32 protein-coding genes and 3 tRNA genes are annotated in these 25,947 nt (G+C 46.3%); 14 read left to right on the forward strand and 21 right to left on the reverse strand.

Annotated features, from left to right (window positions below):
* Nucleotides 1-64: 64 nt before the first annotated feature.
* On the reverse strand, nucleotides 65-316 hold the full coding sequence (locus H569_RS0107350) for a GIY-YIG nuclease family protein (RefSeq protein WP_027364475.1): 252 nt from the start codon (nucleotides 314-316) through the stop codon (nucleotides 65-67).
* 117 nt (nucleotides 317-433) lie between these two features.
* Between H569_RS0107350 and H569_RS19565 the strand changes: the two genes are divergently transcribed.
* Nucleotides 434-613: an FmdB family zinc ribbon protein gene (locus H569_RS19565; RefSeq protein ID WP_034629865.1), complete on the forward strand. Its 180-nt coding sequence runs from the start codon at nucleotides 434-436 to the stop codon at nucleotides 611-613.
* A gap of 178 nt (nucleotides 614-791) precedes the next feature.
* Entirely contained in the window at nucleotides 792-1,103 is a 312-nt protein-coding gene (locus tag H569_RS0107360) for a hypothetical protein (protein ID WP_027364476.1), read from the forward strand.
* A gap of 8 nt (nucleotides 1,104-1,111) precedes the next feature.
* On the opposite strand, the gene H569_RS0107365 is transcribed toward H569_RS0107360, so the two are convergent.
* Both H569_RS0107365 and H569_RS0107370 read right to left on the reverse strand, forming a co-directional pair.
* Nucleotides 1,112-1,465: a hypothetical protein gene (locus H569_RS0107365; RefSeq protein ID WP_027364477.1), complete on the reverse strand. Its 354-nt coding sequence runs from the start codon at nucleotides 1,463-1,465 to the stop codon at nucleotides 1,112-1,114.
* 15 nt (nucleotides 1,466-1,480) lie between these two features.
* Nucleotides 1,481-3,172, reverse strand: a complete 1,692-nt coding sequence (locus H569_RS0107370) for a nucleoside kinase (RefSeq protein WP_051273414.1) — start codon at nucleotides 3,170-3,172, stop codon at nucleotides 1,481-1,483.
* A 244-nt stretch (nucleotides 3,173-3,416) separates the two neighbouring features.
* On the opposite strand from H569_RS0107370, the gene H569_RS0107375 reads away from it, so the two are divergent.
* The gene (locus H569_RS0107375) at nucleotides 3,417-3,710 is read left to right on the forward strand and encodes an AMP-binding enzyme (RefSeq protein ID WP_157833481.1); all 294 of its coding nucleotides are present in this window, start codon (nucleotides 3,417-3,419) and stop codon (nucleotides 3,708-3,710) included.
* A gap of 71 nt (nucleotides 3,711-3,781) precedes the next feature.
* Here the strand turns inward: H569_RS0107375 and pyrE are convergent, their stop codons facing one another.
* From pyrE to H569_RS0107395, 4 genes are all read right to left on the reverse strand, one after another.
* Nucleotides 3,782-4,318, reverse strand: a complete 537-nt coding sequence (pyrE, locus tag H569_RS0107380; protein ID WP_238492493.1) for an orotate phosphoribosyltransferase — start codon at nucleotides 4,316-4,318, stop codon at nucleotides 3,782-3,784.
* 32 nt (nucleotides 4,319-4,350) lie between these two features.
* Nucleotides 4,351-5,439, reverse strand: a complete 1,089-nt coding sequence (locus H569_RS0107385) for a DUF763 domain-containing protein (protein ID WP_407638046.1) — start codon at nucleotides 5,437-5,439, stop codon at nucleotides 4,351-4,353.
* A 71-nt stretch (nucleotides 5,440-5,510) separates the two neighbouring features.
* A complete protein-coding gene (locus H569_RS0107390) occupies nucleotides 5,511-5,822 on the reverse strand; it encodes a hypothetical protein (RefSeq protein WP_027364482.1) in 312 nt (103 codons plus the stop codon).
* Nucleotides 5,823-6,262: 440 nt separating this feature from the next.
* Nucleotides 6,263-6,517, reverse strand: a complete 255-nt coding sequence (locus H569_RS0107395) for an alpha/beta-type small acid-soluble spore protein (RefSeq protein ID WP_027364483.1) — start codon at nucleotides 6,515-6,517, stop codon at nucleotides 6,263-6,265.
* A gap of 244 nt (nucleotides 6,518-6,761) precedes the next feature.
* Here H569_RS0107395 and H569_RS19570 point away from each other — a divergent pair, with 244 nt between their 5' ends.
* Nucleotides 6,762-7,331, forward strand: a complete 570-nt coding sequence (locus H569_RS19570; RefSeq protein ID WP_051273417.1) for a pyridoxamine 5'-phosphate oxidase family protein — start codon at nucleotides 6,762-6,764, stop codon at nucleotides 7,329-7,331.
* 48 nt (nucleotides 7,332-7,379) lie between these two features.
* Here H569_RS19570 and H569_RS0107405 read toward each other — a convergent pair.
* From H569_RS0107405 to H569_RS0107435, 7 genes are all read right to left on the reverse strand, one after another.
* Nucleotides 7,380-7,455: transfer RNA gene (locus tag H569_RS0107405), tRNA-Lys, on the reverse strand.
* A gap of 47 nt (nucleotides 7,456-7,502) precedes the next feature.
* Nucleotides 7,503-7,577 (reverse strand) — tRNA-Gln (locus H569_RS0107410).
* Nucleotides 7,578-7,582: 5 nt separating this feature from the next.
* Nucleotides 7,583-7,659, reverse strand: a tRNA-His gene (locus tag H569_RS0107415).
* A 98-nt stretch (nucleotides 7,660-7,757) separates the two neighbouring features.
* Nucleotides 7,758-8,246, reverse strand: a complete 489-nt coding sequence (locus H569_RS0107420) for an HIT family protein (RefSeq protein WP_027364484.1) — start codon at nucleotides 8,244-8,246, stop codon at nucleotides 7,758-7,760.
* A gap of 84 nt (nucleotides 8,247-8,330) precedes the next feature.
* Complete coding sequence (locus H569_RS0107425) at nucleotides 8,331-9,008, reverse strand: hypothetical protein (RefSeq protein WP_157833482.1); 678 nt, start codon at nucleotides 9,006-9,008, stop codon at nucleotides 8,331-8,333.
* Nucleotides 9,009-9,199: 191 nt separating this feature from the next.
* Nucleotides 9,200-9,307, reverse strand: a complete 108-nt coding sequence (locus H569_RS21720; protein WP_081410919.1) for a 4Fe-4S binding protein — start codon at nucleotides 9,305-9,307, stop codon at nucleotides 9,200-9,202.
* A 24-nt stretch (nucleotides 9,308-9,331) separates the two neighbouring features.
* Nucleotides 9,332-9,499, reverse strand: a complete 168-nt coding sequence (locus H569_RS0107435) for a small, acid-soluble spore protein, alpha/beta type (protein WP_027364486.1) — start codon at nucleotides 9,497-9,499, stop codon at nucleotides 9,332-9,334.
* Nucleotides 9,500-9,668: 169 nt separating this feature from the next.
* Here H569_RS0107435 and H569_RS0107440 point away from each other — a divergent pair, with 169 nt between their 5' ends.
* The 8 genes from H569_RS0107440 to H569_RS19580 all read left to right on the forward strand — a co-directional run bounded on the left by H569_RS0107440 (nucleotide 9,669) and on the right by H569_RS19580 (nucleotide 18,630).
* Nucleotides 9,669-10,667, forward strand: coding sequence for an ABC transporter ATP-binding protein (locus H569_RS0107440; protein ID WP_027364487.1), 999 nt, complete (start codon nucleotides 9,669-9,671; stop codon nucleotides 10,665-10,667).
* Nucleotides 10,668-10,785: 118 nt separating this feature from the next.
* A complete protein-coding gene (locus tag H569_RS0107445) occupies nucleotides 10,786-11,757 on the forward strand; it encodes an ABC transporter ATP-binding protein (protein ID WP_027364488.1) in 972 nt (323 codons plus the stop codon).
* A gap of 86 nt (nucleotides 11,758-11,843) precedes the next feature.
* Nucleotides 11,844-13,466: an ABC transporter substrate-binding protein gene (locus H569_RS0107450; RefSeq protein ID WP_027364489.1), complete on the forward strand. Its 1,623-nt coding sequence runs from the start codon at nucleotides 11,844-11,846 to the stop codon at nucleotides 13,464-13,466.
* Nucleotides 13,467-13,580: 114 nt separating this feature from the next.
* On the forward strand, nucleotides 13,581-14,585 hold the full coding sequence (locus tag H569_RS0107455) for an ABC transporter permease (RefSeq protein ID WP_027364490.1): 1,005 nt from the start codon (nucleotides 13,581-13,583) through the stop codon (nucleotides 14,583-14,585).
* A gap of 10 nt (nucleotides 14,586-14,595) precedes the next feature.
* Nucleotides 14,596-15,504, forward strand: a complete 909-nt coding sequence (gene nikC, locus H569_RS0107460) for a nickel transporter permease (protein WP_207637530.1) — start codon at nucleotides 14,596-14,598, stop codon at nucleotides 15,502-15,504.
* Nucleotides 15,505-15,974: 470 nt separating this feature from the next.
* Nucleotides 15,975-16,574, forward strand: a complete 600-nt coding sequence (locus H569_RS0107465; protein WP_027364492.1) for a DUF6305 family protein — start codon at nucleotides 15,975-15,977, stop codon at nucleotides 16,572-16,574.
* 11 nt (nucleotides 16,575-16,585) lie between these two features.
* Nucleotides 16,586-17,962, forward strand: a complete 1,377-nt coding sequence (locus tag H569_RS0107470; RefSeq protein ID WP_027364493.1) for a HAMP domain-containing sensor histidine kinase — start codon at nucleotides 16,586-16,588, stop codon at nucleotides 17,960-17,962.
* Nucleotides 17,941-18,630 carry a response regulator gene (locus tag H569_RS19580; RefSeq protein WP_051273419.1) on the forward strand — a complete coding sequence of 230 codons (690 nt, stop codon included), beginning with the start codon at nucleotides 17,941-17,943 and terminating at the stop codon, nucleotides 18,628-18,630. Before H569_RS0107470 ends, H569_RS19580 begins: the two co-directional genes overlap by 22 nt.
* Here the strand turns inward: H569_RS19580 and H569_RS19585 are convergent.
* From H569_RS19585 to H569_RS22465, 5 genes are all read right to left on the reverse strand, one after another.
* Nucleotides 18,608-19,477 (reverse strand): hydroxymethylglutaryl-CoA lyase, encoded by an 870-nt coding sequence (locus H569_RS19585; protein WP_051273421.1) that lies wholly within the window; start codon nucleotides 19,475-19,477, stop codon nucleotides 18,608-18,610. The two genes, H569_RS19580 and H569_RS19585, sit on opposite strands and share 23 nt — an antisense overlap.
* A gap of 22 nt (nucleotides 19,478-19,499) precedes the next feature.
* Nucleotides 19,500-20,516, reverse strand: coding sequence for a beta/alpha barrel domain-containing protein (locus H569_RS0107485; RefSeq protein ID WP_027364494.1), 1,017 nt, complete (start codon nucleotides 20,514-20,516; stop codon nucleotides 19,500-19,502).
* Nucleotides 20,517-20,549: 33 nt separating this feature from the next.
* Nucleotides 20,550-21,332, reverse strand: coding sequence for an enoyl-CoA hydratase-related protein (locus H569_RS0107490; RefSeq protein WP_027364495.1), 783 nt, complete (start codon nucleotides 21,330-21,332; stop codon nucleotides 20,550-20,552).
* 79 nt (nucleotides 21,333-21,411) lie between these two features.
* Complete coding sequence (locus tag H569_RS0107495) at nucleotides 21,412-22,959, reverse strand: acyl-CoA carboxylase subunit beta (protein WP_027364496.1); 1,548 nt, start codon at nucleotides 22,957-22,959, stop codon at nucleotides 21,412-21,414.
* 459 nt (nucleotides 22,960-23,418) lie between these two features.
* Nucleotides 23,419-23,589, reverse strand: a complete 171-nt coding sequence (locus H569_RS22465; protein WP_157833483.1) for a hypothetical protein — start codon at nucleotides 23,587-23,589, stop codon at nucleotides 23,419-23,421.
* A gap of 487 nt (nucleotides 23,590-24,076) precedes the next feature.
* On the opposite strand from H569_RS22465, the gene H569_RS0107510 reads away from it, so the two are divergent.
* Complete coding sequence (locus tag H569_RS0107510) at nucleotides 24,077-24,265, forward strand: hypothetical protein (RefSeq protein ID WP_027364497.1); 189 nt, start codon at nucleotides 24,077-24,079, stop codon at nucleotides 24,263-24,265.
* Between the two features lie 39 nt (nucleotides 24,266-24,304).
* On the forward strand, nucleotides 24,305-24,943 hold the full coding sequence (locus H569_RS0107515; protein ID WP_027364498.1) for a hypothetical protein: 639 nt from the start codon (nucleotides 24,305-24,307) through the stop codon (nucleotides 24,941-24,943).
* Here H569_RS0107515 and H569_RS0107520 read toward each other — a convergent pair.
* Nucleotides 24,940-25,434: a CBS domain-containing protein gene (locus H569_RS0107520; protein ID WP_027364499.1), complete on the reverse strand. Its 495-nt coding sequence runs from the start codon at nucleotides 25,432-25,434 to the stop codon at nucleotides 24,940-24,942. The two genes, H569_RS0107515 and H569_RS0107520, sit on opposite strands and share 4 nt — an antisense overlap.
* Before the next feature lie 17 nt (nucleotides 25,435-25,451).
* Nucleotides 25,452-25,940 (reverse strand): CBS domain-containing protein, encoded by a 489-nt coding sequence (locus H569_RS0107525; RefSeq protein WP_027364500.1) that lies wholly within the window; start codon nucleotides 25,938-25,940, stop codon nucleotides 25,452-25,454.
* Nucleotides 25,941-25,947: the final 7 nt, after the last annotated feature.

Here is a 25,947-nt window from a genome sequence, read left to right on the forward strand (position 1 = left end):
CAATATTATAATAAACGTGAGCTTAACACAATTAAACAAACCTTTTTTTGCACGCTGAAATTTTTTAGCCGGGCCCCGGGCTATTAATCAGGGCTATCTTTTCTGAGCGAGACATTTTTTTAATTACGTTTTCCCTTTGCATAGCTAAATTTTTTGTCGGAAATGTTTCAGAATAGACAATCTTGACCGGAAGTCTAGTCCGTGTGTATTTACTGGCCTGCCCGAGATTATGTTTTTTCAGCCTTTCTTCCAAAGATGTCGTGTAACCGGTATACAGCGTACCATCATTGCACATTAACACATAAACGTAAAACACTTTCAAAAAGTGATTCCTCCTTACCAGGAATCTGAAGCTGGAGCTATTGCTCGTTACCCACAAAATCTTGATTTTTTATTTTTAATATACTAATATCTAGATAAAGGAGGGGTAGCAATGCCACAAGTTAACTACAAGTGCAACCAGTGTTCCAAAGACTTTATTGTCAAATACATGTTTATCAAACCAAAAACAATAACCTGTCCGCACTGCGGCAGCAGCAAAGTAAAAATGGAAACAGGTCCCGGCTCACAATGTGGCTGCAACAGCAGCAATAAAAAGGGATTTTTCACCTGAGGGTAAATAAAGAAAGCGGCGCTTTCAAAACTTACCCCCGCGACAACCTTGCGGGGGTTTTATCTTATTTTTAGGAATTAAGACTGCCGGTTATATATAGACAAATTAAAGCAACAATGTTAATATATTCCATAGTAGGGGCGGACGACCATGTCCGACCGTTGGGAGGTATTTATTTATGATTGATATAATTGAAAATTATACCGAATACGAAATATCTCCGCTCATACCGGCACTGGATGAATTTGAACTGGCGGTTACCAAAACCCTGGTTGGAATTGCCCATGATGATCTAACTGAAAAGCTTTTCGTGGAAGCCCAAATATATGGTGAACTGGTGCAAATCTTGGACAGGCACGGGTTGCGAACCTTTGGGCTGGCCACCGCCATTAAAAAGTATTATTCCTACTTTATTGTCGAAGTGTATATTAATGACCCACAACCAAGGACAATCAGGAAGATTAAAATACCCATCAAGCAAACGATTTAACTTATGCGCTAATTATCAATATGCATGGCAGTAGCAGTACGAATTACTCCTCCCGGACACCTTACGGAAATGGTGTCCTCTTTTTCTCCCCAATTTAAGGTCACTTCAATTGGGCCGCCACTGCAACCAAGGTCGCCAAGATCAATTTTAGCCTGGCGCATCCAATCCTCCGTCAGGCGCACAAAGACTAGCTTAAAATCGTTACTGCGGAAAAATTTAAACCGGGATTCCCCTAAAAGCTTATAAAATACTGTAACATCTTTAACATTAGCATCAAAAATTTTTTCGTCGTTCAGCTCAAAACAAACCTTCCCTGCTTTTTCCATGCTTTCGGTAAGCAAATCAGCGATCTCACCAGACATTACGCATCCCCCTTTTCACTTCACTGCAAAACAAGAATCACCAATAAATTCCCTTATAATCGAATTATATGGAATGTCCTCACAGGATATGGGTACAAAATAACTCAGGAAACGGCGTAAACGACGAGCCATTGCATACTCGGGATTGTCACGGCTGACTTCTTCCAACAAAGGCTCTGCATAACCCTTTAAAACGGCTATTTCATAGATTAAAGCCGAGTTAAACATTACATCAGCACTTTCTTGAAACGGAAAGATATGCTTTTCCTCGCCACTGCGCACAGACGGCCAGCGGCGGATGGTATTGGTGGCATTATTGCCGCGACTGTTATAATCACGAACAATACGTCTTAAAATGCGCAGGTAAGTGGTAGGAACCCAGTTATGATTATCCAGGTTGATTTGGGTTAAGGCACTTACATAAATTTTAAACTTACGCCCCTTGGGTATTGAAGAGGTGAGTTTATCATTCAAACCGTGGATTCCTTCAATTATAAGCAAATCCATGTCACCCAGTTTTAATTTCTTATTGCTTGCTTGCCTGGTACCGGTAATAAAATCATATGACGGCAGTTCTATTTCTTCACCCTGGATTAAACTAATAAGATGTTCGTTAAACAATTCGCTGTCAATTGCTTCAAGGCACTCAAAATCATAGTCGCCTTTTTCATCCCTGGGGGTCTTTTCCCGGTCAACAAAATAATCATCCATCGAAATCGGCACCGGTTTAATACCATGAACCCGTAGTTGCACGCCAAGGCGCTGGGCAAAAGTTGTTTTACCCGAAGAAGATGGGCCGGCAATTAATACTACCCGGATTAAGTCTATGTTCCTGGCAATCTGATCGGCAATTTCGGCAATTTTCTTTTCATGAAAGGCCTCGGCAACCCTGATTAAATCACCGGCCATGCCTTTTTCAACCAATTCATTAAGATCAATCAGGTTGCGCACGCCAAGAATTTTGCCCCACTTTTCAGCTTCATAATAAATATTGGCCAGCTTACCCTGTTCAGCGTACACCGGTACAACCAGGGGATTTTCTTTACGCGGCAGTTCCAAAATAAATCCGGGCATATAATATCGCAGCCTGAAGATGCCAAGGTATCCTGTGCTGGGAACCATATTACCGTAAGTAAAATCGTTAAACCAACCGCAGGAATGAACCCATACACCTGAATTCTTTCGATAACGCATCAAATCCAGTTTTTCCAGCTGACCTGAATTCTTAAACAACTCTTCCACGTTTTCCTTTTGTACATTATGCACAATTATCGGTTCATCGGCCTGAACTATTTCATGCATTCTTTTTTCAATATTTTCCACGTCCGCTTTTCTTAACGGCCTGTGAAAATCAATCTCCCCATAAACGCCATTACCCAGGGTATGCTCCATTCTAAGCTTACATCCCGGCAACACCTCACTGGCGGCGCGTACCAGCAGCATAACCATGCTTCTGGTATAAACGCGCATACCGTCAGAGGTTTCCATATCAATAAATTCTATGGTGCAGTCCTGCTCCAGCTCCCAGCGCAAACCATATAGAGCGTTATCAACCATTACTGCAACAATAGGCGATTTCCTTTGATTTTCATCATATTGAACCAGATCCAACACTGAAATTCCTTTTCTTACATTTAATACGCCAGCGCCCACCAGGTTAACTTTGATGGTCTGAGTACTTTCTGCAATAGTTTTATTTCCAGTCATATTCAACACCCCATAATGTTTATAATTAATAATTCTACTATTTAATCAAAAATCCTTGCTTGATTATTCACAATCCCTGTATTACGTATTACACAAATTAGCGCTGGCTGAAAAATTGATATTTTGCCCGCCTAACTTTTGTAAATAACTGTTTAGCGGAAGAATATTGCATTTTAATCATAAAAATTATATAAATATTACAAAAATTCTGTTTAATAAAAAGGGAGATTTAAGGGGGATTATCATGGAAGGTTTGGCATTTTCGAATGACTTGGTATTAAAAATACGTAAAATGGAAAAAACCATCGTCAACCATCCATCAGTGGAGGATGTAGTGGTTGTTTCCTATAACACACCAAACGGTGAACAGGTGATAAAAGCTTTTGTAGAGCCTGGCAGCCCTCCTCCTTCACCCGAAAGCATTATTGAATTTTGTCGCAAGGATTGCGGAGACATAACACTGCCAATAGAAATAGTGTTTAAAGAAATTCCCAGAACGGCATCGGGTAAAGTAATCAGGCAGCAGCTCTTATCTTAAAAGGGAACCTGGTTTAGGTTCCCTTTTTATTATTAACCGCGGCAGCAAATGGAAATGGTTCCTGCGCTTTTTTACAATCCAAAATCAGCTGCGGTAAAAATAGCTTCAACCTTGACCCCCATTTTCAAAAGGGCCTCGGTGCCACCTTCTTGCCTGTCAACGAGGGCAATGGCTTTTACAACCTCACAACCAACCTCTCTAACTGCCTGCACAGCCTTAATAATCGAACCTCCGGTTGTAATCACATCGTCAACCACAACCACCCGCTGCCCTGCCTGTAAATCCGGCCCCTCTATCAAACGCATTGTTCCGTGTTTTTTGGCTTCCTTACGCACAATAAACAGCGAAATATTTAAACCTTGCTCGTAAGCCGCCACTCCCACGGCGCCCACAATGGGATCCGCTCCCATTGTAAGTCCGCCCACGGCATCCACATGATCTTTTCGGATCATGTCACAAATTATGTTGGCAATTAAGTAAGCGCCTTTAGGATTAAGTGATACCTTCCTGCCATCAAAGTAATAATTGCTGGTTTTGCCGGAGGAAAGCACCACCGGCCTGCGCTCGAATGCTTGGCTATCTAAAAGCTCCTTCAGCTCTTTTAACAAATCATGCTTATTTATTTCAAAATCCCCCCATCTTATTGTTTCTTGGGAAACCCTTTTTGAAGTGCCGCCAACCGCTTCAGGGCTTCAACCTTATCACGCTCACCTGCTCTGGCCCGCCTCACCGCGGTTTCCAGCATCAAAATAGAGTTGTCATAAATCTTTTTGTCCACCGGGAAAGGGTGACCGTCCTTGCCTCCATGGGCAAAGGAATACCTCACGGGATCCCGGTAACTGGCCTTAACCCCGTAAATAACTTCTCCAACCAGCGCAAAGGCCCTGACGGTTGCAGGACCTACCCCTTCCGTGCCAATTAACTGCTCGTAGCTTTGGGGCGCCAGGTCGTAAAGCCGCCTTAATGTTTTTTCTATTCTGCCGGCTTGCGGCACCGGATGGGCTCCGGGCAACTGCAGCAGCTTATCACTTGGCAAACCTGCCATTTTTTTAAGACCGGAGATCACTTGGTCAGGCCGCTCACCAGCCAGGTGTACGGCAACATTCCTTGACTCGGAGCTATCCTTTGCCACCATGTTTAACACGTTGCCGGCCTGACGGCCGCAAACAGCCTGGTGCGGTTCCTCCACAAAACTTTTTAAATTATCGCTAATCCAGTGATAGCGCCTGGCCCATCCGCTTTCCCCGTTCATGCCCTGCTGCACCACAGCCCAATCGCCGCTGCCGGTAAAGACAAAAAAATGGTGATAGATTTGGTACCCATCCTGAATAGCAGCCGAGTCAACTTTAGCCGATAGCCTGCTGGCATACTGAAGCTCTTTAACGTGATCAGGCAGCGCATATTTTTCAGTGTATTGTTCAATTTCCAAAGGAGTCTTGCGTGATGTCATTGCCTTTCCGCCAGCAAAAAATACACCAAGGTTTTGCTGCCTGTCCATCAGGCCCTGCTTCATCGCGCCACAGAGTACCGTTGTCAGGCCGGATGAGTGCCAGTCAAACCCCACCACGCAGCCGAGCGCTTGAAACCAGAACGGGTCGGCCATGCGGCGCAGCACTTCTCCCGGGCCGAACTCTTCTGCTACGGCTTCGATTATTACCGCACTGAGGCGCACCATCCTGTCAAACAACCAGCGAGGGCAATGGTGCCCGTGCAAAGGGAGGTTAGCAATACCTGTACGCATATTTAATGCCTCATCCAAACAATTGTTTGCCTTACTTTATGTCAACCTTAAAAAATCATTTACTTGGACTGATTCAAGTCAACAAATATAGCATTTTCTTTTTCATTGTATTCGGCAGGGTAATTTCCTTTTTTATTTTCAATATCAAAGTATTTAAAAATGCCTCTTGCTCCGATCTTATTTTTATTTAACATCATACCATTATCTCTAACACCTTTGATACGCAACTTATTTTTTTCCCTATCAAAAGCAACCTCAACCCGGTTCCCACCCAATTTATCCACCAGTTTCCCGCCAATTCTAATATGATGCTTAGTTAAGGCAACAACATTTTCCCTTGAAGATCTTGGCCTGTATACTTCAAATGCCATATCAATTCCTCCAATTACAATAAAATGATTTTTTATGTAATTATAATAATAAATCATAACCATATTTTATTAGCAACTTACATGCAAAGCAAGAAAAAATAAAAGAGATTCCGCAAATCAACAGAATCTCTTTTATTTTTCAATTAAACCTTAAATTATATTTATAGGCAGTTTAAAGTCTTGCCCGGGACCTTATCGTGCATCCACCTTTGCAGTGGGCCACCGGTCTCAACAGATAGCGTCTTTTCAGCATGCATTCACCCCCTGGGCTTATCATTAATTTAATATATGTTATTAATTGACTGTTTATATTTAATATATCCCCGAGAGCCAATTTATATTCTTTACTATTATATGATTAAATTTCCATTTTGACCACTATACAGCTCTACTTTGCATAAAACAGGAAAAATAAACCGGCCCATTTGGCCGGTTTATGGTTAAGGAGTAGGCTGTTGATTAGTTACGTTCGGGGTGGCGGGCTTATTTCCCTGAGCCAGGCTTTGCTCATAAGCGGCTATCATCTTCTTGACCATGTTACCACCAACAGCGCCGTTTACCCTGGAAGGAATGTCGCCAAGATAACCCTGGTAGTTTTGGATGCCCAGTTCCGCAGCTGTTTCATATTTAAATTGTTCCATAGCCTGTGAAGCCTGGGGAATTAATTTTCTATTTGTTCTTTGTCCGGTTGCCATGTTAATTTCCTCCTTTTTTTAATTGATTAAGTTAACTTTCACTAGTATGATTCCCCCAAAATAACTGAGTATGTGTGACACTTTTTAACGCCCGTTTTAAAAAATAGAGGTAAAGGAATAATCAATCAATACTTAATTTTCAAGTTAACTTAAATAAGCAATATACGCTGTAGTGTTAGTTAATATTTAATTAAAGGTTTGAGGAATTTTTTGTCGAATAACACCCCATATCAACAGGAAAGGTATGACAGCTATTGAACAAAAAACTATTTTTTTTGCATTATCAATTATAGCCATTTCAATTTTGTCGCTGGCTCAAAACGCAGCAACTGGACAAGTACAAAACTGGAGGTATATGAATATGCATAGAGATTTCTTGACGGAAAGCGAGGCAAGAGCTTTTCTTGCCGGTCAAACCTGGGGCAGATTGGCCACTGTTGGACCGGACGGACCATATATAACACCTCTTCATTATGTTTTAAATGATGACAAGATATATTTTCATTCATCAACAGAAGGAAAAAAGTTAGACAACCTTGCGGCTGATAGCAGGGTTTGCTTCGAGGTATCTACTCTGATTGATATTTTGGAACACCATACCCCCTGTAAATTTTCAACAAGATTTATTAGCGTCCAGGTTTTCGGAAAGGCCTATCTAGTCAAAGAGACAGAGGAAAAATTAGCCGTCCTAAATTTACTGGCGCAAAGATTTATGAAAAGCGAGTTTGTTCCAGTTGATGCAGCACAAGCATCCAAAGTATCGGTCATTGCCCTGCATATTGAGCGCATCTCAGGCAGAGAGTCCAAAGACTGACCGAACAAGCAAAACCCCTGCGGTATCACTTACCGCAGGGGTTTTATCTGGTGACCCATCCGCGACTCGAACGCGGGACACCCTGATTAAAAGTCAGGTGCTCTACCGACTGAGCTAATGGGTCATCATGCAGGCCGCAGACGGCCTTATTAATTTATTATTAATTTATTTTGGCTGGGGCGGCTGGATTCGAACCAACGAATGACGAGTCCAAAGCCCGTTGCCTTACCACTTGGCTACGCCCCAAAAAATGGGGTGGGTGATGGGATTTGAACCCACGACCCCCAGAGCCACAATCTGGTACTCTAACCAGCTGAGCTACACCCACCAGATTAAATTGCCGGGTTTGCCCGGCGCAAGATTTATCTTACCATATCTACAGTTACAAGTCAAGAAACAGTTTGATGGAATTGATGGAAATTGAAATTAAATCTTATCCATAGCTTCTTTTAATTTTTGCCATGTGGTATCAAGAGCCTCGGATATAACCCGCACATCACCCAAAACCGGCATGAAGTTATTATCTCCATTCCACCGCGGAACGATATGAATGTGTAAATGTCCCGGAATACCCGCACCGGCAACCTTGCCCAGATTGATTCCCACATTAAAGCCGTCCGGGTTAAAGGCACTGCGCAATACTTTGACCATGTACCGGGTTGTTGAAAAAAGCTCCTGCATCTCCTCAGGATGTAAATCCTCTATATCTCCAACATGCCTTTTGGGTGCAACCAGCAGGTGCCCGCTGTTATAAGGAAAAATGTTTAACATAACAAAAACTTGATTCCCGCGATAAAGAACATGGTTTTCCTGGTCCTTATCACTTGGTGCATTTAATTTTTCACAAAAAACACACTGCGAGCCTTGATCTTTTCCAACGTAAACGCTGCGCCACGGCGCCCATAGCCTGTCCAAGCAGCTTACCTCCCAAAAGTTTGCTTTTTGATCAATTCTATGTTACCGGGTGTAATCCTGCCGACACAGCATAATTCGCCCCGGCTATTTGCGGTGCCAAACATCCATTTCAGGGTAGTATTTATAAGATTGGCCATTGCCTTCACCAAAGTAATAAAAAGCTATCAGTTCCCCCCTGTTATTAAAACAAACTTCTCCCGAAGCCTCCCAGTGGGGACAAATTAATTCATTGTATAAGATAATTTGTACCAGATTATCTTTTACATGCAGAAAATCCAAAAACTTATATAAAACTCCAAGGGCCCGGGTTCTGTCTTCCCCGTGGTCCCAAATTCCGTATTTTTCACGACCCAGCATGCTGCGCAGCAACTGGGGATTATACACTACCACATGACTAAACAAATCAGGCTGCTCCAAACCCCGGCCGCATCGCCACAGAGGTTGGTTAACGACTTTGATCATGGCTCTCCTTAGCGCTACTATTAAGTTTTCCCTGTCAACCACCGTGGCCAGGCAGACCTCACGGGATATATCCAGATTATATTTGTGCAAGTTATAATCCTTTTGGCCCATTAAATCCTGTATTTTGAACCCGGGCCTGCTGCCAAAATAAGAAAACCGTTTTTCCTTAACCAGATTTGCTATAATACGTTCCGGCAAGTCTATTAAAATGTCGTCCAAAATAATGCGCTCAATCATGTCAAAACCAAAGTCACAGCTCACCTCGCTGCCGTCTTCGGTCACCCCTGCGATGTAGTACAAACTGTTCACCTCCATGATAATTATGATAAATGCTTTGCGCCCGGCCAACAACGGCTTAATAATGTCGTTTCCTGGCTTCATATAGGGGTGATAAAGACAAAATTCGCAAGTTAAGCAGACTAAGTAAAAAAACAAATAAAAACCCATATCCTTGGCGGATATGGGTGATTGAACAGTTGTTAAATAAAAAATTAATTTTCGGTTAAAGTGATAGCTTCATTGGGGCAAACGCTGACACAGGTTTCACAACCCAGGCAGTCGCTGGGGTCACCGGCAACAGAGGCTTTGTCGCCAACCATTTCAAGAATGTCCGCCGGGCGGATTTACATCATGTTTTGTTCAACTTTCTGAATTGCCAGTTTTACAAAATTACCGCAGTTTTTTGAGCTCACGTGACCGAAATACAAACTACCCCCATAGGTAACCTTATCAGCCACGCCTAACTCTTGAGCAAATTCGAATTTTGTCCGGTCGGAAAGATATTTGGCCATTTTTTATACCTCCCATTTTAATCTCTGCTTTTTTATTATCTGTTTTAAAGAATAAAAAATACTGCTCAATATTTTCAAAAATTTTTAGAGAAAAAAAATAAATAATAGGACTTAAAGCCCAAATGGTTAAATTATAAGTGTTTTGTCATTTAACTCGGGGGAGGAACCTATGTGCCAACAATTGCTTGAGGTCAATAATTTGAAAACTCATTTCTTTACCAGAGCCGGGGTCGTTAAAGCTGTAAACGGAGTAAGTTTCAGCCTGGCAGAAAGGGAAACCCTGGGCATTGTCGGAGAATCAGGCTCCGGCAAAACCATCACGGCGATGTCGATAATGCGCCTGGTACCCTCACCACCCGGCAAAATTGTCGAAGGCAAGATTTTATACAAAGGCAAAGACCTTGTCTCTGTGAAAGAACCGGAAATGAGGGAAATTCGGGGTAACCAGATATCCATGATTTTTCAAGACCCCATGACCTCCCTCAACCCTGTTTTAACTATCGGTTTTCAAATTGCCGAAGTGCTGGTGATGCACCGCAAAATAAGTAAAAAGGAAGCCGGCTCCCGCGCAATCGAAATGTTAAGGCAAGTAGGCATACCGGAACCGGAAAAAAGAGCGGCCTGTTACCCGCACCAATTAAGCGGCGGCATGCGCCAGCGGGCCATGATCGCCATGGCCCTGGCCTGTAACCCCAGCCTGCTCATCGCGGACGAGCCGACAACAGCCCTGGATGTGACAATTCAGGCGCAAATCCTGGACTTGATGCAAAAATTACAGGAGAGAACCGGTACCGCAATCATCATGATAACCCATGACCTTGGAGTTGTGGCGGAATTATGCCGAAAGGTGCTGGTTATGTACGCCGGCGAGCCCGTTGAGCAAGGCGACGTGGAAACTATTTTCAACAGTCCATGTCATCCTTATACCCGTGGTTTATTAAGCTCCTTGCCAGTGTTGGAAACAGACGAAAAAATCAGGCTAACCCCTATTGATGGAACACCCCCCGATTTAAAAAATTTGCCGCCTGGCTGCAATTTCGCTTCCCGCTGCCAAGAAGCGCGGGACGTCTGCCGGCAAACAAAACCTGTGCCGGTAGAGATTAAACCAGGCCACACCGTGGTGTGTCATTGTTATATAACCAAGGAGTCAGAAGTCAGGAGTCAGTAGCTTTGAATAAGAGAACGGTTGATCGTCTTGAAACATTCCGAATTCTGAATGTCTGAACAGACTTCCGTGCCGCTGATGCGGCACCGGCAGAAGATGACAGTAACGAGGTGTAATATAGATGTCAGCGGCCGAGCCTCTGTTAAAAATTGAAAATTTAAAAAAATATTTCCCCATAACCAAGGGTATTATTCCCAGAGCCGCCGGCAATGTAAAAGCGGTTGACGGTATCAGCCTGGAGGTACAAAAGGGCGAGATCCTTGGACTGGTGGGAGAAAGCGGGTGCGGTAAATCAACTGCAGGGCGGTTGATTGTACGCTTGCTGGAACCAACGGAGGGCACAATAACCTTCCAGGGACGGGATATCACCCATTTGGATCAAGCCGGGCTTCGCCCCCTGCGCAGCAAAATTCAAATGGTTTTCCAGGACCCTTACGCTTCTCTAAACCCGCGCATGTCTGTGGGCGACATAATCGCCGAGCCCATGCTGGTCAACAAACTGGCTGCCGGAAAGGATTTACGGGACCGGGTTAAATCACTCCTGGAAACAGTAGGCCTGAACGCATCTCACGCCGCCAGGTACCCGCACGAGTTCAGCGGCGGCCAGCGGCAAAGGATCGGCATTGCCAGAGCCCTTTCTGTGAATCCCGAGCTGATCATATGCGACGAACCGGTTTCGGCCCTTGATGTATCAATTCAGGCCCAGGTTATTAACCTGCTTGAAGATTTGCAAAATAATTTTGCTTTGACCTTGATATTCATTTCCCATGATTTGAGCGTGGTTAAGCATATCAGCAACCGGGTGGCGGTAATGTACCTGGGCAAGATAATGGAACTTGCCGGTTACCGCCGGCTTTACGCCAGTCCCCGGCACCCGTACACCAGAGCACTGTTGTCTGCCATCCCAGTGCCAAAACCCAACCAGGTCAAGGAAAGAGTTTTATTGACGGGAGATGTTCCCAGTCCCATTAATCCTCCCCCGGGCTGCAGGTTTCACACCCGCTGTCCCGAAGCCAAAGAAATATGCCGGGCTGTGGAACCCCCGCTCAGAGATACCGGGTCAGGACATCACGTGGCATGTCATTTAAGTTAACCAAGTAATATCCAAGGAGGTGGTTGCAGCCGGATTGCGGTATAATCGGTTTTCTTCAGGCTATCTAAAATGAGGAGGTAGAATTAGTGAAACGAAGAGTATTTTTGTTCTGCTCGCTGGTGGTGCTGGCTTTGTCGCTTCTCGCGGCAGGTTGCGGAGGTTCCAAAGAGGAAGCCAAAGACGGCAGCGCAGCCGGAATGAAAAAATCGGAGAACGTACTGGTATGGGGACGCGGCGGCGACTCGCCCACTCTTGACCCGGCCGTCGCCACTGACGGTGAAGCCGCCAAGGTTACTATCAACATTTTCGACACCCTGGTGGAATATAAACCCGAGAACACCGAGGTTCGCCCCGCGCTGGCCAAAGAATGGTCCGTTTCAGAAGACGGTCTGGTCTGGACCTTTAAGCTGCGGGATGACGTTAAATTCCACGACGGAACCCCCTTTAACGCCGATGCGGTTGTCTACAACTTCAACCGCTGGATGAAAAAAGACCACCCGCTGAATCAAGGCGAATGCAAGTACTGGATGTATATGTTCAACGGTTATGACGCCGACAGTATTGTCAAATCCGTGGAGAAGACCGGCGACTATGAAGTTAAAATTACCCTGCGTGAACCATCCGCACCCTTCATTCAGAACCTGGCCATGTTCCCCTTCGCCATTGCCAGCCCCACCGCACTGGAGAAATACGGCGCAGATTTCTTTAAACACCCGGTGGGCACCGGCCCGTTCAAGTTCGCGGAATGGGTTCCCGATGACAAGATTGTGCTGGAGAAAAACAATGACTACTGGGGTGAAAAGGCCAAAGTCGACAAGGTCGTGTTCCGCTCCATACCGGATAACTCAGCCCGTTTCATGGAACTGCAGGCGGGAACCATCGATATGATGGACGGCATCAACCCCGATGACGTTGCAGCCGCCAAGAGCAATGAGAATTTCCAGATCATTCTCAGGCCCAGTATGAACATTGGCTACCTGGCCATGAATATGGAAAAAGAACCTTTTGACAACTTAAAAGTGCGCCAGGCCATCAGCCACGCTATCAACAAGCAGGCCATCATCGACGCGTTCTTTGCCGGGCTGGCCAAACCGGCCAAAAACCCGATGCCGCCTTCACTTTGGGGTTATAATGACGATATTACGGATTACGAATACGATCCCGCCAAAGCAAAAGCGTTACTGGCCGAAGCAGGTTATCCCGACGGCTTTGAAACTACCTTGTGGGCCATGCCGGTGCCCAGGCCTTATATGCAGCAGCCGCAGAAAATTGCGGAAGCTATCCAGGCCGACCTGGCAGCCGTAGGCATCAAGGCTAAAATCGTCAGCTACGAATGGGGCCAATACCTGGAGAAAGCTGAAGACGGCGATCACGATATGGTCCTGCTGGGTTGGACCGGCGACAACGGCGACCCGGACAATTTCCTGTATGTATTACTGGACAAGGACAATGCCGTCAAAGGCAGTTCTTCCAACTATGCCTTCTATAAAAACGACCAGGTCCATGACCTGTTGATCAAAGCCCAACGCGAAATGGATCAGGACAAGAGAGCGGATCTTTATAAGCGGGCCCAGGAAATCATTCACAATGACGCTCCCATGGTGCCGCTTGACCACTCCACCGACCCCATTATATTAATGAAGTACGTCAAGGGGTATGTGCCTCACCCCACCGGTGTTGAGAAAATCAATACCGTAAGCGTTCAATAAACTACAGCTTTTAATCTCGTTTTGACCGGCAAGCCGGCCGGCTGCCGGTCAAACCTCTTTAATCGGGGACATTCCCCCACAGGGTGTGTCCCCTTCATTTCAAGGGGGATAACAATGCTCAATTATATTATTAAAAGATTGATAATGATCATTCCGGTGATCATCGGCGTGTCGATATTATCTTTTATGCTCATTCACCTGGTACCCGGCGACCCGGCCCGGATGATGCTGGGCGAAAGGGCAACCCCCAAGGCGATGCAAGAATTAAGGGAAACACTGGGGCTGAACGACCCGTTGCCGGTTCAGTACCTTCGTTTCGCCAACCACGCCCTGCACGGAGATTTGGGCAGCTCGATCAGGAGCAAGTTGCCTGTCACCGAGGAAATGGCCAATAAATTCCCGGCAACTTTAGAGTTGTCCTGTTTTGCCATGCTTATCGCCGTTCTAGCCGGCGGCCTGGCAGGAATAATCTCATCAGTTAAGCCCTATTCATTATTTGATAATCTCTCCATGGGGGCGGCCCTATTCGGGGTCTCTATCCCCATTTTCTGGCTTGGCCTGATGATGATCTGGTTCTTTGGGGTGAACCTGCACATTTTACCGCCTTCCGGAAGGATCAGTGTGGGAGTGGAGTTGCATAAAATTACCAACATATATCTCCTTGACAGCATTATTACGGGGAACTGGAAGGCATTTAAAGATGTGCTGGCGCATATTATCATGCCGTCCCTCGCGCTTTCCACCATCCCTATGGCGATGATCGCCCGGGTTACCCGTTCCAGTATGCTGGAGGTTCTGGGGCAGGATTATATCCGCACGGCCTGGGCCAAGGGGTTGCCCGGCCGGCTGGTTATCTTCCGGCACGCCCTGAAAAACGCTTTTCTGCCTGTACTGACGGTAATCGGCCTTCAATTTGGCTACCTGTTGGGCGGCGCCGTGATGACCGAGGCTATTTTTTCCTGGCCCGGTGTCGGCCGCTGGCTGTTCGTAGCTATTTCGGCCAGAGACATCCCCATTGTCCAGGGCGGCATACTGATGGTGGCACTGGTGTTTGTAATCATCAACCTGATCGTGGATATACTTTATACCTATGTTGATCCCAGGATCCGATTTGACTAGGAGGTTAAACATGACGGCACAAGATATGAAAGTGACAACAGAGGCCGCCGGCATGGCTATGGAACCGGCAATCAGGGCTCCCTGGATGGAAGGCATACAGCGTCTGCTACGCCAAAAAACAGCCATCTTTGGTCTTATAATTGTTTGCCTGCTGTTATTAACCGCCCTTCTGGCTCCGCTTATAGCGCCGTACGACCCCGTCGCCCCGGACCTGCCCAGCAGGCTGCAAGCTCCTTCGGCCACACATTTTCTGGGGACCGACGAGCTGGGGCGGGATATATTGAGCAGAATCATTTACGGCTCTCGTATTTCCATTCAGGTTGGAATACTGGCAGTTGGCATTTCTTTAATTTTTGGAACTTTCCTGGGGGCAATATCGGGCTATTTCGGGGGCAAGCCGGACATGATCATCATGCGGGCTATCGATATCGTAATGGCTTTTCCTTACATCTTGCTGGCCATAGCTATAACGGCCATGCTGGGGCCCGGCCTTAATAATGCCATGATTGCCATAGGCATAGTGGGTATACCTATCTATGCCAGGGTGGTACGGGGCGCGGTTCTCTCAGTAAAAGAAATGGAGTACATCGAAGCAGCCAAAGTCAGTGGCTGCAACAGCCTCAGAATTATCATGAAACACGTGCTGCCCAATTGCCTGGCCCCCCTGATTGTGCAGGCCACACTGGGTATTGGGACTGCCATTTTAGATGCAGCCGGATTGAGTTTTCTTGGTCTTGGGGCCCAGCCGCCCAAACCGGAATGGGGCATCATGTTGAATAAAGGGAAGGACGTAATGCATATTGCTCCCTGGGTGATTATGTTCCCCGGCATAGCAATACTTTTTACGGTTTTGGGGTTCAACCTGCTGGGCGACGGCCTGCGGGACGCACTGGATCCCCGTCTTAGAAACACCAATTAGCTGCCGGTAAAATAATAATTATCCCCCTCAAACACAGCTCACGCTGTGTTTTATTTCACTATAGAAATCTACATCGGGCCATAAATTGGGGACATCCATACGAAGAAGGTGTGTCCCTTTTCCGCTTCGGAGGCCTGTCTTGCGGGGAGTGAAACGACGTGGCAATACCAAGCTGAGATTGCTTCGCTGCGCTCGTAATGACAATACCTGCCGAAAAGCAACTCACAATGACAGTTCATTGCCAAGACATTATTTGGAACAACACAAAAGGGGGAGGTTTTTTGAGACGGGCAACGAATCATTGATAACTGTAGCCCCATGCCGCTGGCGCGGTGCCTAAAATTAAGATGAAAAATAGCTGACATAGGCAAGACGATCCGGTGGATTCCAGGAGTAAGCGGCACCAGCAGAGGATGATAAAGGGGTGTAGGGGAACTAAAGCGGCGCCAACAGAAGAGAGGACGAATCATTTGCGAAAGTTAATTTTATCTTTATGCATGGTGATAACAATATCCATAGCCCTTTTTCTCCCGGGGCCGGCGCGCCAATTTGGAAGTCAAGCAGCCTGGACAGTGCCGCATCTTCCATACCCCATTGCCAAGAAACGAGCCCTGGTTACTCCGGTGGGCCAAAGCACGGACGGGTTAATCGTGTCCGAGATGCTTCGGGAATTAAACATTTCCCACTCCTTCCGCCGCGCAGCCACAGGTGAAGATTTAACCCAGTGGTATGAAAGCCTGGTTTTAGTCCTTGGTTATAGCGATACGGGCCTGCATAAGGTTGGCCTGAGCATGGATGATGAAATCAAGCGGGTCCAGGGCCTAATATCTGCAGCACGGCAAAAAGGATGCGCTGTAATTGTAATACACCTGGGAGGCAAAAACCGCCGTAATTCCAAAGATGATATTTTGATTAATGAATTTGCAGCTCAGGCTAATTACCTTGTGGTGGTCAAGGAAAGTGATTTCGACAAACTGTTCAGCAGAATAGCGGCGGAAAGGGGAACCCCTTTTACCGTATCGCCGGGCATTCTTTACCTGAAACCACCCCTTAACTCAGCTTTCCGGTAGCAGGTGAAAATATGACGGGGAAAAACCTGTTCAGCCCGCTCAGCGGCCTTTTATTAATATTTTTCTCTGTTGCCATGATTTTTCTTTTAGAACCATGGCTTTTTCTGGTTATTGATAAAATAGAGGCCAGTATTATCAATATGAACAGCAGCCTGTTGGTACTGGCAGCAGGTCTTTACTCCCTGATCAAAACAGCAGCAGCTTTACCTCTGCTGATGGGCAGCCTGATTATTAGCAACGAAGCGGTAAACAAGCTGTTCCCGGATAAAATTAACAGGTATGCGGAATTTGCCGTTAACCTGATGATTATTGCCTCCATTTATTACCTGGTATTATTGCTGACCGAAAACCACCCCGGTCTATACGTTCCGCTGATTATGACCTGCTTTTTATTTTTTACCGCCACCCCGGGCCATAAAAAACTCTGGGTTATTCACAGGTGCACCACCACCGCACAGCTTCTTCTAGGGTGTTACTGGCTGGACCTGTCCCCCTCATTGGGAGCGATAGGTGTGGGAAAAGACGAGGTGGCTGTGAGCATGAAACTGGCTGCCACCTTTCTTCAATCGGCAGCGGTAATGGATTTTATCAGTATGTCTTTTTTTATCCCGCTGGTTGCCATAGCCTTTATAACTTCTTTTTTAATCAATAACCACTATAAAGAATTAAAACATATGGAAAAAGACAAACAGCGGGAAAACCAGCTGCAGCAATACCGGCTGCAGCTGGTTCAGGCAAGGTCTCTTCAAGAGATGCACTCACTGGTGCACGATTTAAAAACGCCGCTGACCACTATCAACGGTCTTTGCTCGTTGCTGGAGATGAAATACGGGCAGGATGCCAAAAACCGGCAATATTTTCATCGAATTGACCGTTCTGTTCAAAACATGAATGAAATGATTTCCGAAATACTATATGAGAACATAAAAAGGGAAATAACCATATCCGATCTAATTAATTATGTAAGGGCGCAACTTGTCCCTGAAAAAATGGAGCAGCAGCTTGAATTTAACGTTGAAAACCCTGACAGAATCATCAAGGTCAACCGGATTAGGTTTGCCCGGGCGATGATCAACCTGGTTGAAAACGCTTTAGAAGCTACCAGGGACGTTAAGCAAGGAAAAATCAGAATAATAACCAGGGACATGTCGGAAGAAACATGTTTTTCAGTTATTGACAACGGGGTAGGGATATCCACGGAAAATTTGAACAAAATTTGGATCACTGGCTTCAGCACCAAAAATACTTCCGGACTGGGGTTATCCTTCGTAAAAAAAGTCGTTGAGGATCACGGAGGAGAAATCGAGGTTTCAAGCGCATCCGGGATTGGGACCACCTTTAACATCAGGTTACGGGGGGAAGACGATTGGCTCGGGAAAAAAAGTTAGTTCTGGTTATTGATGACGATGAGGATATCCGCTTCACCATAACGGAGATATGTTCACAGGCCGGGCTGGACGCAACATCCGCGCCTGATGGCCAGGAAGGACTGGTATTGTTCACGGAAAAAAAACCGGACATTATCCTGGTTGACTATCACATGCCCAAAATGGACGGGCTGGCTACGGTCAAAGCGATCCGCGGAACTGACGAGACAGTTCCGGTGTTAGTGTTAACCGTGGACGAAAGACAGCAAATTGCCGACGCCTTCCTGGACGCGGGAGCAACGGATTTTGCTCTTAAACCAATCAAAGCACCGGACTTAATCAGCAGAATCAATGTAAATATTAGAATCGGCATATTACTAAAAGAATCGGTAAGGGGACAAAAGGAAGTGTTTATAGATAAGGGTATTAATAACGCTACCCTTAAACTTATCGTAAATTGCCTGAAAACCACCGGCAGCACACTGGCCATCGAGGACATCTGCCGGCAAGTGAGCCTGGCTTACCCCACTGTTCACCGTTACCTGCAGTATCTGGTTGAAACAGGCAACGCAGGTTTTGATATTTATTACGGTTGCGCCAGTAAGAGAGGCCGGCCCCGCAACCTGTATTACCTTACAGGCCGTGGGGAGGCAATGTCCAATAATTTTAGTTGTCCAGACAGGTCCTGATATTTCGGGTACACCGGTTGATCCGTTCCAGGTCAATACCCGTATCAATACCCATCTCATGCAGAAGTTTTATTGTCTCCCCTGTTGCTATATTGCCGGTAGCTCCCGGTATAAACGGGCAGCCTCCCAGCCCGCCCACCGAACTTTCAAGTACCGAAATTCCCGCAAGTATCCCCATAACAGTGTTGGCCATACCCATTCTACGAGTGTCATGCAGGTGCAAAGACCATGTTACACCGGGGTGGTTTCCTTTTAATTCTGTTACAAGCTCATATACCTGCCGGGGATTGCCCATCCCCGCCGTGTCAGCCAGGGTGATCTCCCTTATGCCTGCATTCAGCATACCATCAACAACCCTGTTAACTTCATCAAATCTTATTTTACCCTGGTAAGGACAGCCGAAAGCCGTGGCTACTGCCCCACGAACGTTAATCTCTCCTGCCGCCATGCGGCAAATTTTATCTAAGCCTTCCATTGACTCATCTATGGAACGGTTTAAATTGGCACGGTTATGAGCCTCGCTGGCCGACACCACCACTACAACTTCACGAAGATGCGTGTGCGTCATGGCCAAAGCCCGCTCCATACCTCTGACATTGCCCACCAGGGCACTTATTATCACCTCAGGTCCCGGTTCGGTCAATCCTTCAAGCAATTTTTCCGCGTCACCCAACTGCGGCACTGTCCCGGGGTGGACAAAGGAAGTAGCCTCTATGGCTACAACCCCTGCCTCAATTAAATCATTGATTAAAGCAATTTTTTTATCCGTGGACAATATTGCTTTCTCATTTTGCAGCCCGTCCCTGGGACCTACTTCCCTGATTAAAATTTTATCCGGCCAACGCATATAAACCCCCGGCGCTATTTTATTAGAACCCGGTAGCTTCCTTGGGAATGCGACCGGTCCTGATACACTCACTGCGCAATCTGCGGTTAAGAATTTTTTCCATCGTCCGTCCTATTTCCAGCACCCTGTCAACGTCAACCCCTGTGTCAATGCCCATTTCATCCATCATTACCACCATGTCCTCGGTGGACACCAGCCCGACTATATTGGGGTCTTGGTAATAATAGGATCCTGTTCCGGCAACAGGAGTACCGTCAACAAAATTGGCCGGTTGCCCGCCGGTGCCGCCCATTGTGCTTTCAAAGCGGATAATACCCGCTTGAAGTGCAGCCAGAACATTGGCCAGACCCCAACCCCTGGTCACATGAAAGTGAGCCACGTGTAAATTGGGGTCGGGCAAAGCATCGAGGATCATCGAAAAATACTCGTATACTTTATTGGGCGGGGCAGAGCCGTCGTGATCAGCGTGTTCTATGTCATCCGCGCCTAAATCCAGGTATCTTTTGGTGAATTCCACGGCCTTTTTCAATTCTGTCGGTCCTTCTATGGGGCAGCCCCAAATGGTACTAACGGTGCCATTGACCTTAATACCCGCGTCATGGGCCTTCTTTATGCACTCTTCGGTCATTTTCCAATAACCCTTGTGATCAAGCCCGGAGTTTTTATACATATGCGAAGGCGAGGTTGACACCATCTGCAAAATACGGGTGGGGCCATAGCCTTTTTGCTTTAATTCAATGGCGCGGTCCACAGCCTTTTCCCGGATGGTTATTGCTGTCAGTTCTGTTTCCGGCAGTTTTTCCTTAATCCTTTTTGAATTATACAGCATTTTAAACAGTTCTTCAGCGTCGGCAAACTGGGGCATCCCTCTGGGGTTACCCAAATTAGTAACTTCAACTTCTTTAAAGCCGGCCAGAATCAGCTCTTCCAATACCCACAATTTGGCCCGGGTGGGAATGGTAAACTCCTCATGCTGGAAACCGTCCCTGACGGTAATTTCACCAAGTCTAACCTTTTTGGGGTACTTCAATTGAAACATACTTATACCTCCCGTATTTATTTTTCCGTCTGGTTATCTGCCCTTGTACACCGGCTTGCGTTTTTCATTAAATGCCAGCAACCCTTCGTCACGATCCTCGGTGGTTAAACAAACATTATAACATTCAGCCTCCAGCGCCAGGGCGGTATGCAATTCCAGCTCCACACCCAGGTTAATCGCCCGCTTGGCCTGCCGCAGCGCCACCGGCCCGTTCTTGGTTATTTCCCGCATGATTTCCATGGTTTTTTCCATCAGTTTGTCAGCGGGAACAACGTGGTTGACCAACCCGATCTCATAAGCCTCCCCGGCACCGATGCGCCGGCCGGTAAATATCAATTCCTTGGCTTTATTCCGGCCAATCACCCGGGGCAGCAGTTGGGTGCCTCCCCCACCCGGGATGATAGCCAGCCCCACTTCCGGCAACCCGAAGGCAGCCTGTTCCGATGCAATGATAAAGTCACAGCAAAGGGCAAATTCACAGCCCCCGCCCAGGGCAAACCCGTTAACAGCAGCCACCAAAGGTTTGGGAAACTCGGCCACCGCGGTAAAAGCCTTGACGAATAAGGCCCGCTGTTTCTTCATTTCCTCACGTGTCATGTTCTTTCTTTCCTTTAAATCGGCTCCCACACAGAAGGCCTTGTCCCCCTCAGCAGTAAACACAGCGGCAAAAACTTCATCGTCCAGTTCCAGCTCCTCCAATGCGGCCAGGATCTCCCCGGCTGTTTGGGTGCTGATGGCGTTCATGGCCTGGGGGCGGTTAAACGCCATAACAGCAATGTGCCCGTCCCTGGTCAGCTTGATATTTTCATATTGCATTAATACCACGTCCCTTCTATAAGTTGGAGACATTCATACGTTGGGGACATTCCTCCGAAGGAGGTGTGTCCCCTTTCCTCTAAACGGGGTACACGGGGTGTTTGCGCTCGACAAACTGCTTATCTTTAGATTCATAGAGGGCAAATCTGCGGATTAACTCATCCCGCAATTCGGCTCCACTCACTATATGATCCACTACCAGTTCCGAAGACAGGCGATAGATATCTACATCTTTGGCATATTCCTCGCGTTTTTGCTGGACAAATGCAGGCCGTTCCTCCGGCGGCAGAGCCATAATCTTATTTTCATATACAGCATTCACCGCCGCCTGGGGTCCCATCACCGCAATCATTGCCGTGGGCAGCGCCATGCAGCAGTCCGGTTCAAAGGCCGGTCCACACATGGCATAAAGACCGGCTCCGTATGCTTTGCGAACCACCACTGAGACCTTGGGCACAGTAGCCTGCGACATGGCCGAAATCATTTTCGCCCCGTGGCGGATGATACCCTGGCGTTCAACGGCTGACCCGATCATAAAACCTGGCACATCCATCAGGAACAACAAAGGTATATTAAATGCATCACATAAATTCATAAACTTGGCAGCTTTATCTGCCGAATCCACAAATAGTACGCCGCCTTTTTCCATGGACTGGTTGGCCAGTATGCCAACCACACGCCCGTCAATGCGGGCCAGCCCCGTAATCAATTCGGGAGCAAACAGTTTCTTTATTTCAAACCAACTGCCCCTGTCTACCAGCCTATGAATTACCTCGTACATATCAAAGGGGGTATTCTCCTCAGCGGGCACAATTTCTTCTATATCCCGCCCCCCAACCGGGGGCCGCGCATCCACCAGAGGCGTCTTTTCTTGATAATTCTGGGGCATGTAAGTCAGGTAACGGCGGCAGGCTTCAATGGCCTCTTGTTCCGTTGCCGCCAGTAGATCCCCACACCCGCTGACAGTGCAGTGCATCCGGGCCCCGCCCATTTCTTCCAGTGTAACCTTTTCGAAAATCACCATTTCCGCCATTCTGGGCGAGCCTAAATACATGCTGGCATTGCCATCCACCATAAACACAACGTCGCAAAAAGCGGGAATATACGCCCCACCCGCCGCTGAGGGGCCAAACAGCAAACAAATCTGTGGAATCATGCCGGACATTTTTACTTCATTGTAGAATATTCTGCCGGCTCCGCGACGCCCGGGAAACATCTCTATCTGGTCGGTTATCCTGGCCCCGGCCGAGTCAACCAGGTAAAGCATCGGCACTTTCAAATTAATAGCCGTTTCCTGGATCCGGATAATTTTCTCCACTGTGCGCCAGCCCCAGGAACCCGCCTTAATTGTAGAATCATTGGCCATTAAACACACTGTCCTGCCGTGAATTTTACCCACCGCAGTGACAACGCCGTCTGCCGGCAGCCCGTCCGCCAGATTGTTGGCATACAAGCCATCCTCCACCATAATTGACCCGGGATCCAGTAAAAGTTCGATCCTTTCCCTGGCAAAGAGTTTGCCCTTTTTAGCGTTACTTTCGTGGTATTTCCTTGCTCCGCCCTTTTTAATTTCTGATTCTTTTTCTTTAAGTTCCAGGTCAAGCACCTTTAATTCCTTACCTGCCATGTTTACTCAACTCCAATTCTATATTTAGTGTAAATCTTTTGTTACACATTTACCTTTTGAGTGAATTTTTCGACTTTTTACTGCAAAAGCCACATAACATTTACTTAACAACCACCTCCCGGGTGCTATAAAAAATATGATAATTTATTGAGCAAGAATAATGCCAGTTAAAGTTGAAACTTTTGGGGAAGACCAGTGGTCATGAAACCCAATAAAATCAGGGTTTTTGGGTACATCTCATCAACAACTGCCTGCAAGCAGGCATCAATGTATAGCCCCCCGTTAACAAAAACGTTGCCCGGGTTTACACAGAGGAAAGGGGACACACCTCCTTCGGAGGTATGTCGTTAGAGGAAAGGGGACACACCTCCTTCGGAGGTATGTCCCCAATTTTTAAAAAAAAACGAAACCCCGGCCGTTATTGTTAAATTAACGGCGGGGCTTAGATTTTAAACTCCCCTATTTGGTTGCCCTCAGGGGAATGATTTTAGTTGTTTTTGTATTACGGCTTGTTTGCCCGGCTTTACCTTTCCTCTCGCAGTTCAGTTCAGCCCGGCTCAATTCAATCTCAACAAATGGTTTTTCCAAATTTCTTTCCATCCATTTCAAGAAGTTTCTCATTAATGCCATACCTCTTCGCACTCCTTTGATTCCTTTATGTTATATATTTTACTCTTCACACAAAAAAGCTAAATATTATTCCGGCGAATGATCATTTTTTGAAAGTAAAAATTTCACAAAGTATAAATTGTCCATCCTCAGCTAATCCTAACCTTCACAAATTAAATAATAAAATTTTGTAAATAAATCCAGCACTTGTTTGCCCTTAACTTGAACAAAATGCGCAACCCGTACCCAAACCAGCCAGCCTATCTATCAGCCGTTTAGCCAGTAATACTGGCGCTTAACGGGCTGTTGTACAAAAACACATCAGGTATGGTGTATTTATGGTCAACTGCGTGCTCTACCCAAATGCAAAAAACCTTAATTATTGCGCCTTTGAGCTTCCGGTAAGGCTGGCATACCCTTTGCACATTAAGTTACATCGTAAAGGGGATTTTAAGGAAAGGGGACACACCCCTTCGGGGAATGTCCCCAATATAAGGGGGCGCGCGGTATGCCAACCGGCAACAAAATCCATAACTGGATGGTTCAAAACCTGGAGGAACCTTTTTATAAGGCAGAATTACACCGGGCTGAAATGGTTCGGGATGAGTACAATAACGGTTCCGGCAAACCCAAGTTAATTGTCTTATCGTTGATTACACTGATACCTGTGGCTGTGTTGGTTGCTTTAAACCTGTAATTATTGTTTAAATTATTATGCCAGGGGAAGGGGAGAATTATGACCGAAAGGGATTTTGTGTCTGCCTTTGAGCAGAGAAAAGAATTATTCATCAGACAGGTCATGCCCGGAGACAACAACCGAAAGGCGCTGGATTTATTTGAAAAGTGGTTGAAAGGAAAATTGGATCATTCAAAAAAGCCACAAAAATCCCGGGCCATTAAAAAGGAATTTGGTTTAATGCTGGACAGCATTGTTAAAGAAGCTGAATCCTTGCTGGCTGATCAAGGCATTTATGCCGGTTGTGTTTCTTCCATTGTCCCTGGAAACAGAAGTAATTCCCGGTGCATCAGGGTCAAAAACTTGGACAGCATTTATTACCGTATCTGTAAAACATCTCCCCGCAAAGGCAAGTACAGCGGTAAAAACTTGCTTGCAGTTGAGCTGATAATGGACGGCAACAAAAACAATATATTTTTACCATTGCTTTTTGAAAAGGCAAACATGGAAAAAAAGCTTGGTATGGAAATTGAACGGGAAAGGCAAACCATTGAAGCCACTGGTAAATACCGGTTTAAAATACTATTTGATTTGAATGAATATGAAGAAGAAGCCATCGCCCGCCAGCTGGGAGAGGCAATGGCTAAATTTATAATGGTAACCGGTAATTATCTTAACAAAGTTATTAAACCAAATTAATGAAAAAACTCATCGATAACCATGAAAACATCCAAAGCTCTTACTATTCCCACCGGTTTACCCTGCTTCATAACGGGTAAGGAGTTTACCTGGTATTTCAGCAGAGCCAGTGCAATATCCATAACAGTAACTGATGCATCTACAGTATAGAGATCAAGAGGGCGCATGAAGTCACGCACCCTCATTTTCGTTTCTTCCCGCAGCTGGTTTATATAATACCAGCCCCATGATTCAGCTTTAATTTCCGGGTCTTCGTCAATCTCCTTCAGGCCGGCTGCCCGAAGCAAACCGCTCATGGTCAATATCCCCACCAGCTTTCCGCCGTCACCCAAAACCAATACACTTCGGTGGCCGTGCCAGGCCTTCCCCTCACTATGCATGGCTCCTTTTAAAGCAATAATGGCTTCGTATATAGTTGCATCCTTGTCAATGGTAACGTAACTTTTGATTGGCACCATAATATCCGCGGCTGTTTTTGTTTTTACCTGCATTGTATTTCAGCCCCCATTCAATCCAACAATTCACCAATAACCCAAAACACATCTATTGTCCTAATTACCCCAACCAACCGGTCGCCGTCCAATACCGGGAGCAAGCCTATCTTATAATTGTTCATTTTTCTGATTACTTCAAAAACACTGCTGTCTTTTTGAACCGAAATCCAATTGAGCGGCCTCATAATATCCCTGACGGTTATTTCCATGTTTTCATTAAATTTGTTGAGAAAAAACAAGCCGGTGGCATCACTTTTAAGAAGGTGATCCTGAATTACTTGGAGTTTAAAAGCCCTTAAAAGCCCCCGAATTGTTAAAATACCGGTCAAACGATCCTTACCGTCCAGTACCAGGGCTGCTTGAAAACCATACCAGGTACCGTCCCGCTGGTGGAAAAAATTGCGCATCTCACGCACCACTTCCGCCACAACATCCCTGTCTCTAACCAGCGGCAGTTCCCCTACCGGCACCATAATTTTTTCCGCCGTTAGTCTGTACGGCATGGAAATA

Source organism: Desulfotruncus alcoholivorax DSM 16058 (assembly GCF_000430885.1).
GTDB lineage: Bacteria > Bacillota > Desulfotomaculia > Desulfotomaculales > Desulfallaceae > Desulfotruncus > Desulfotruncus alcoholivorax.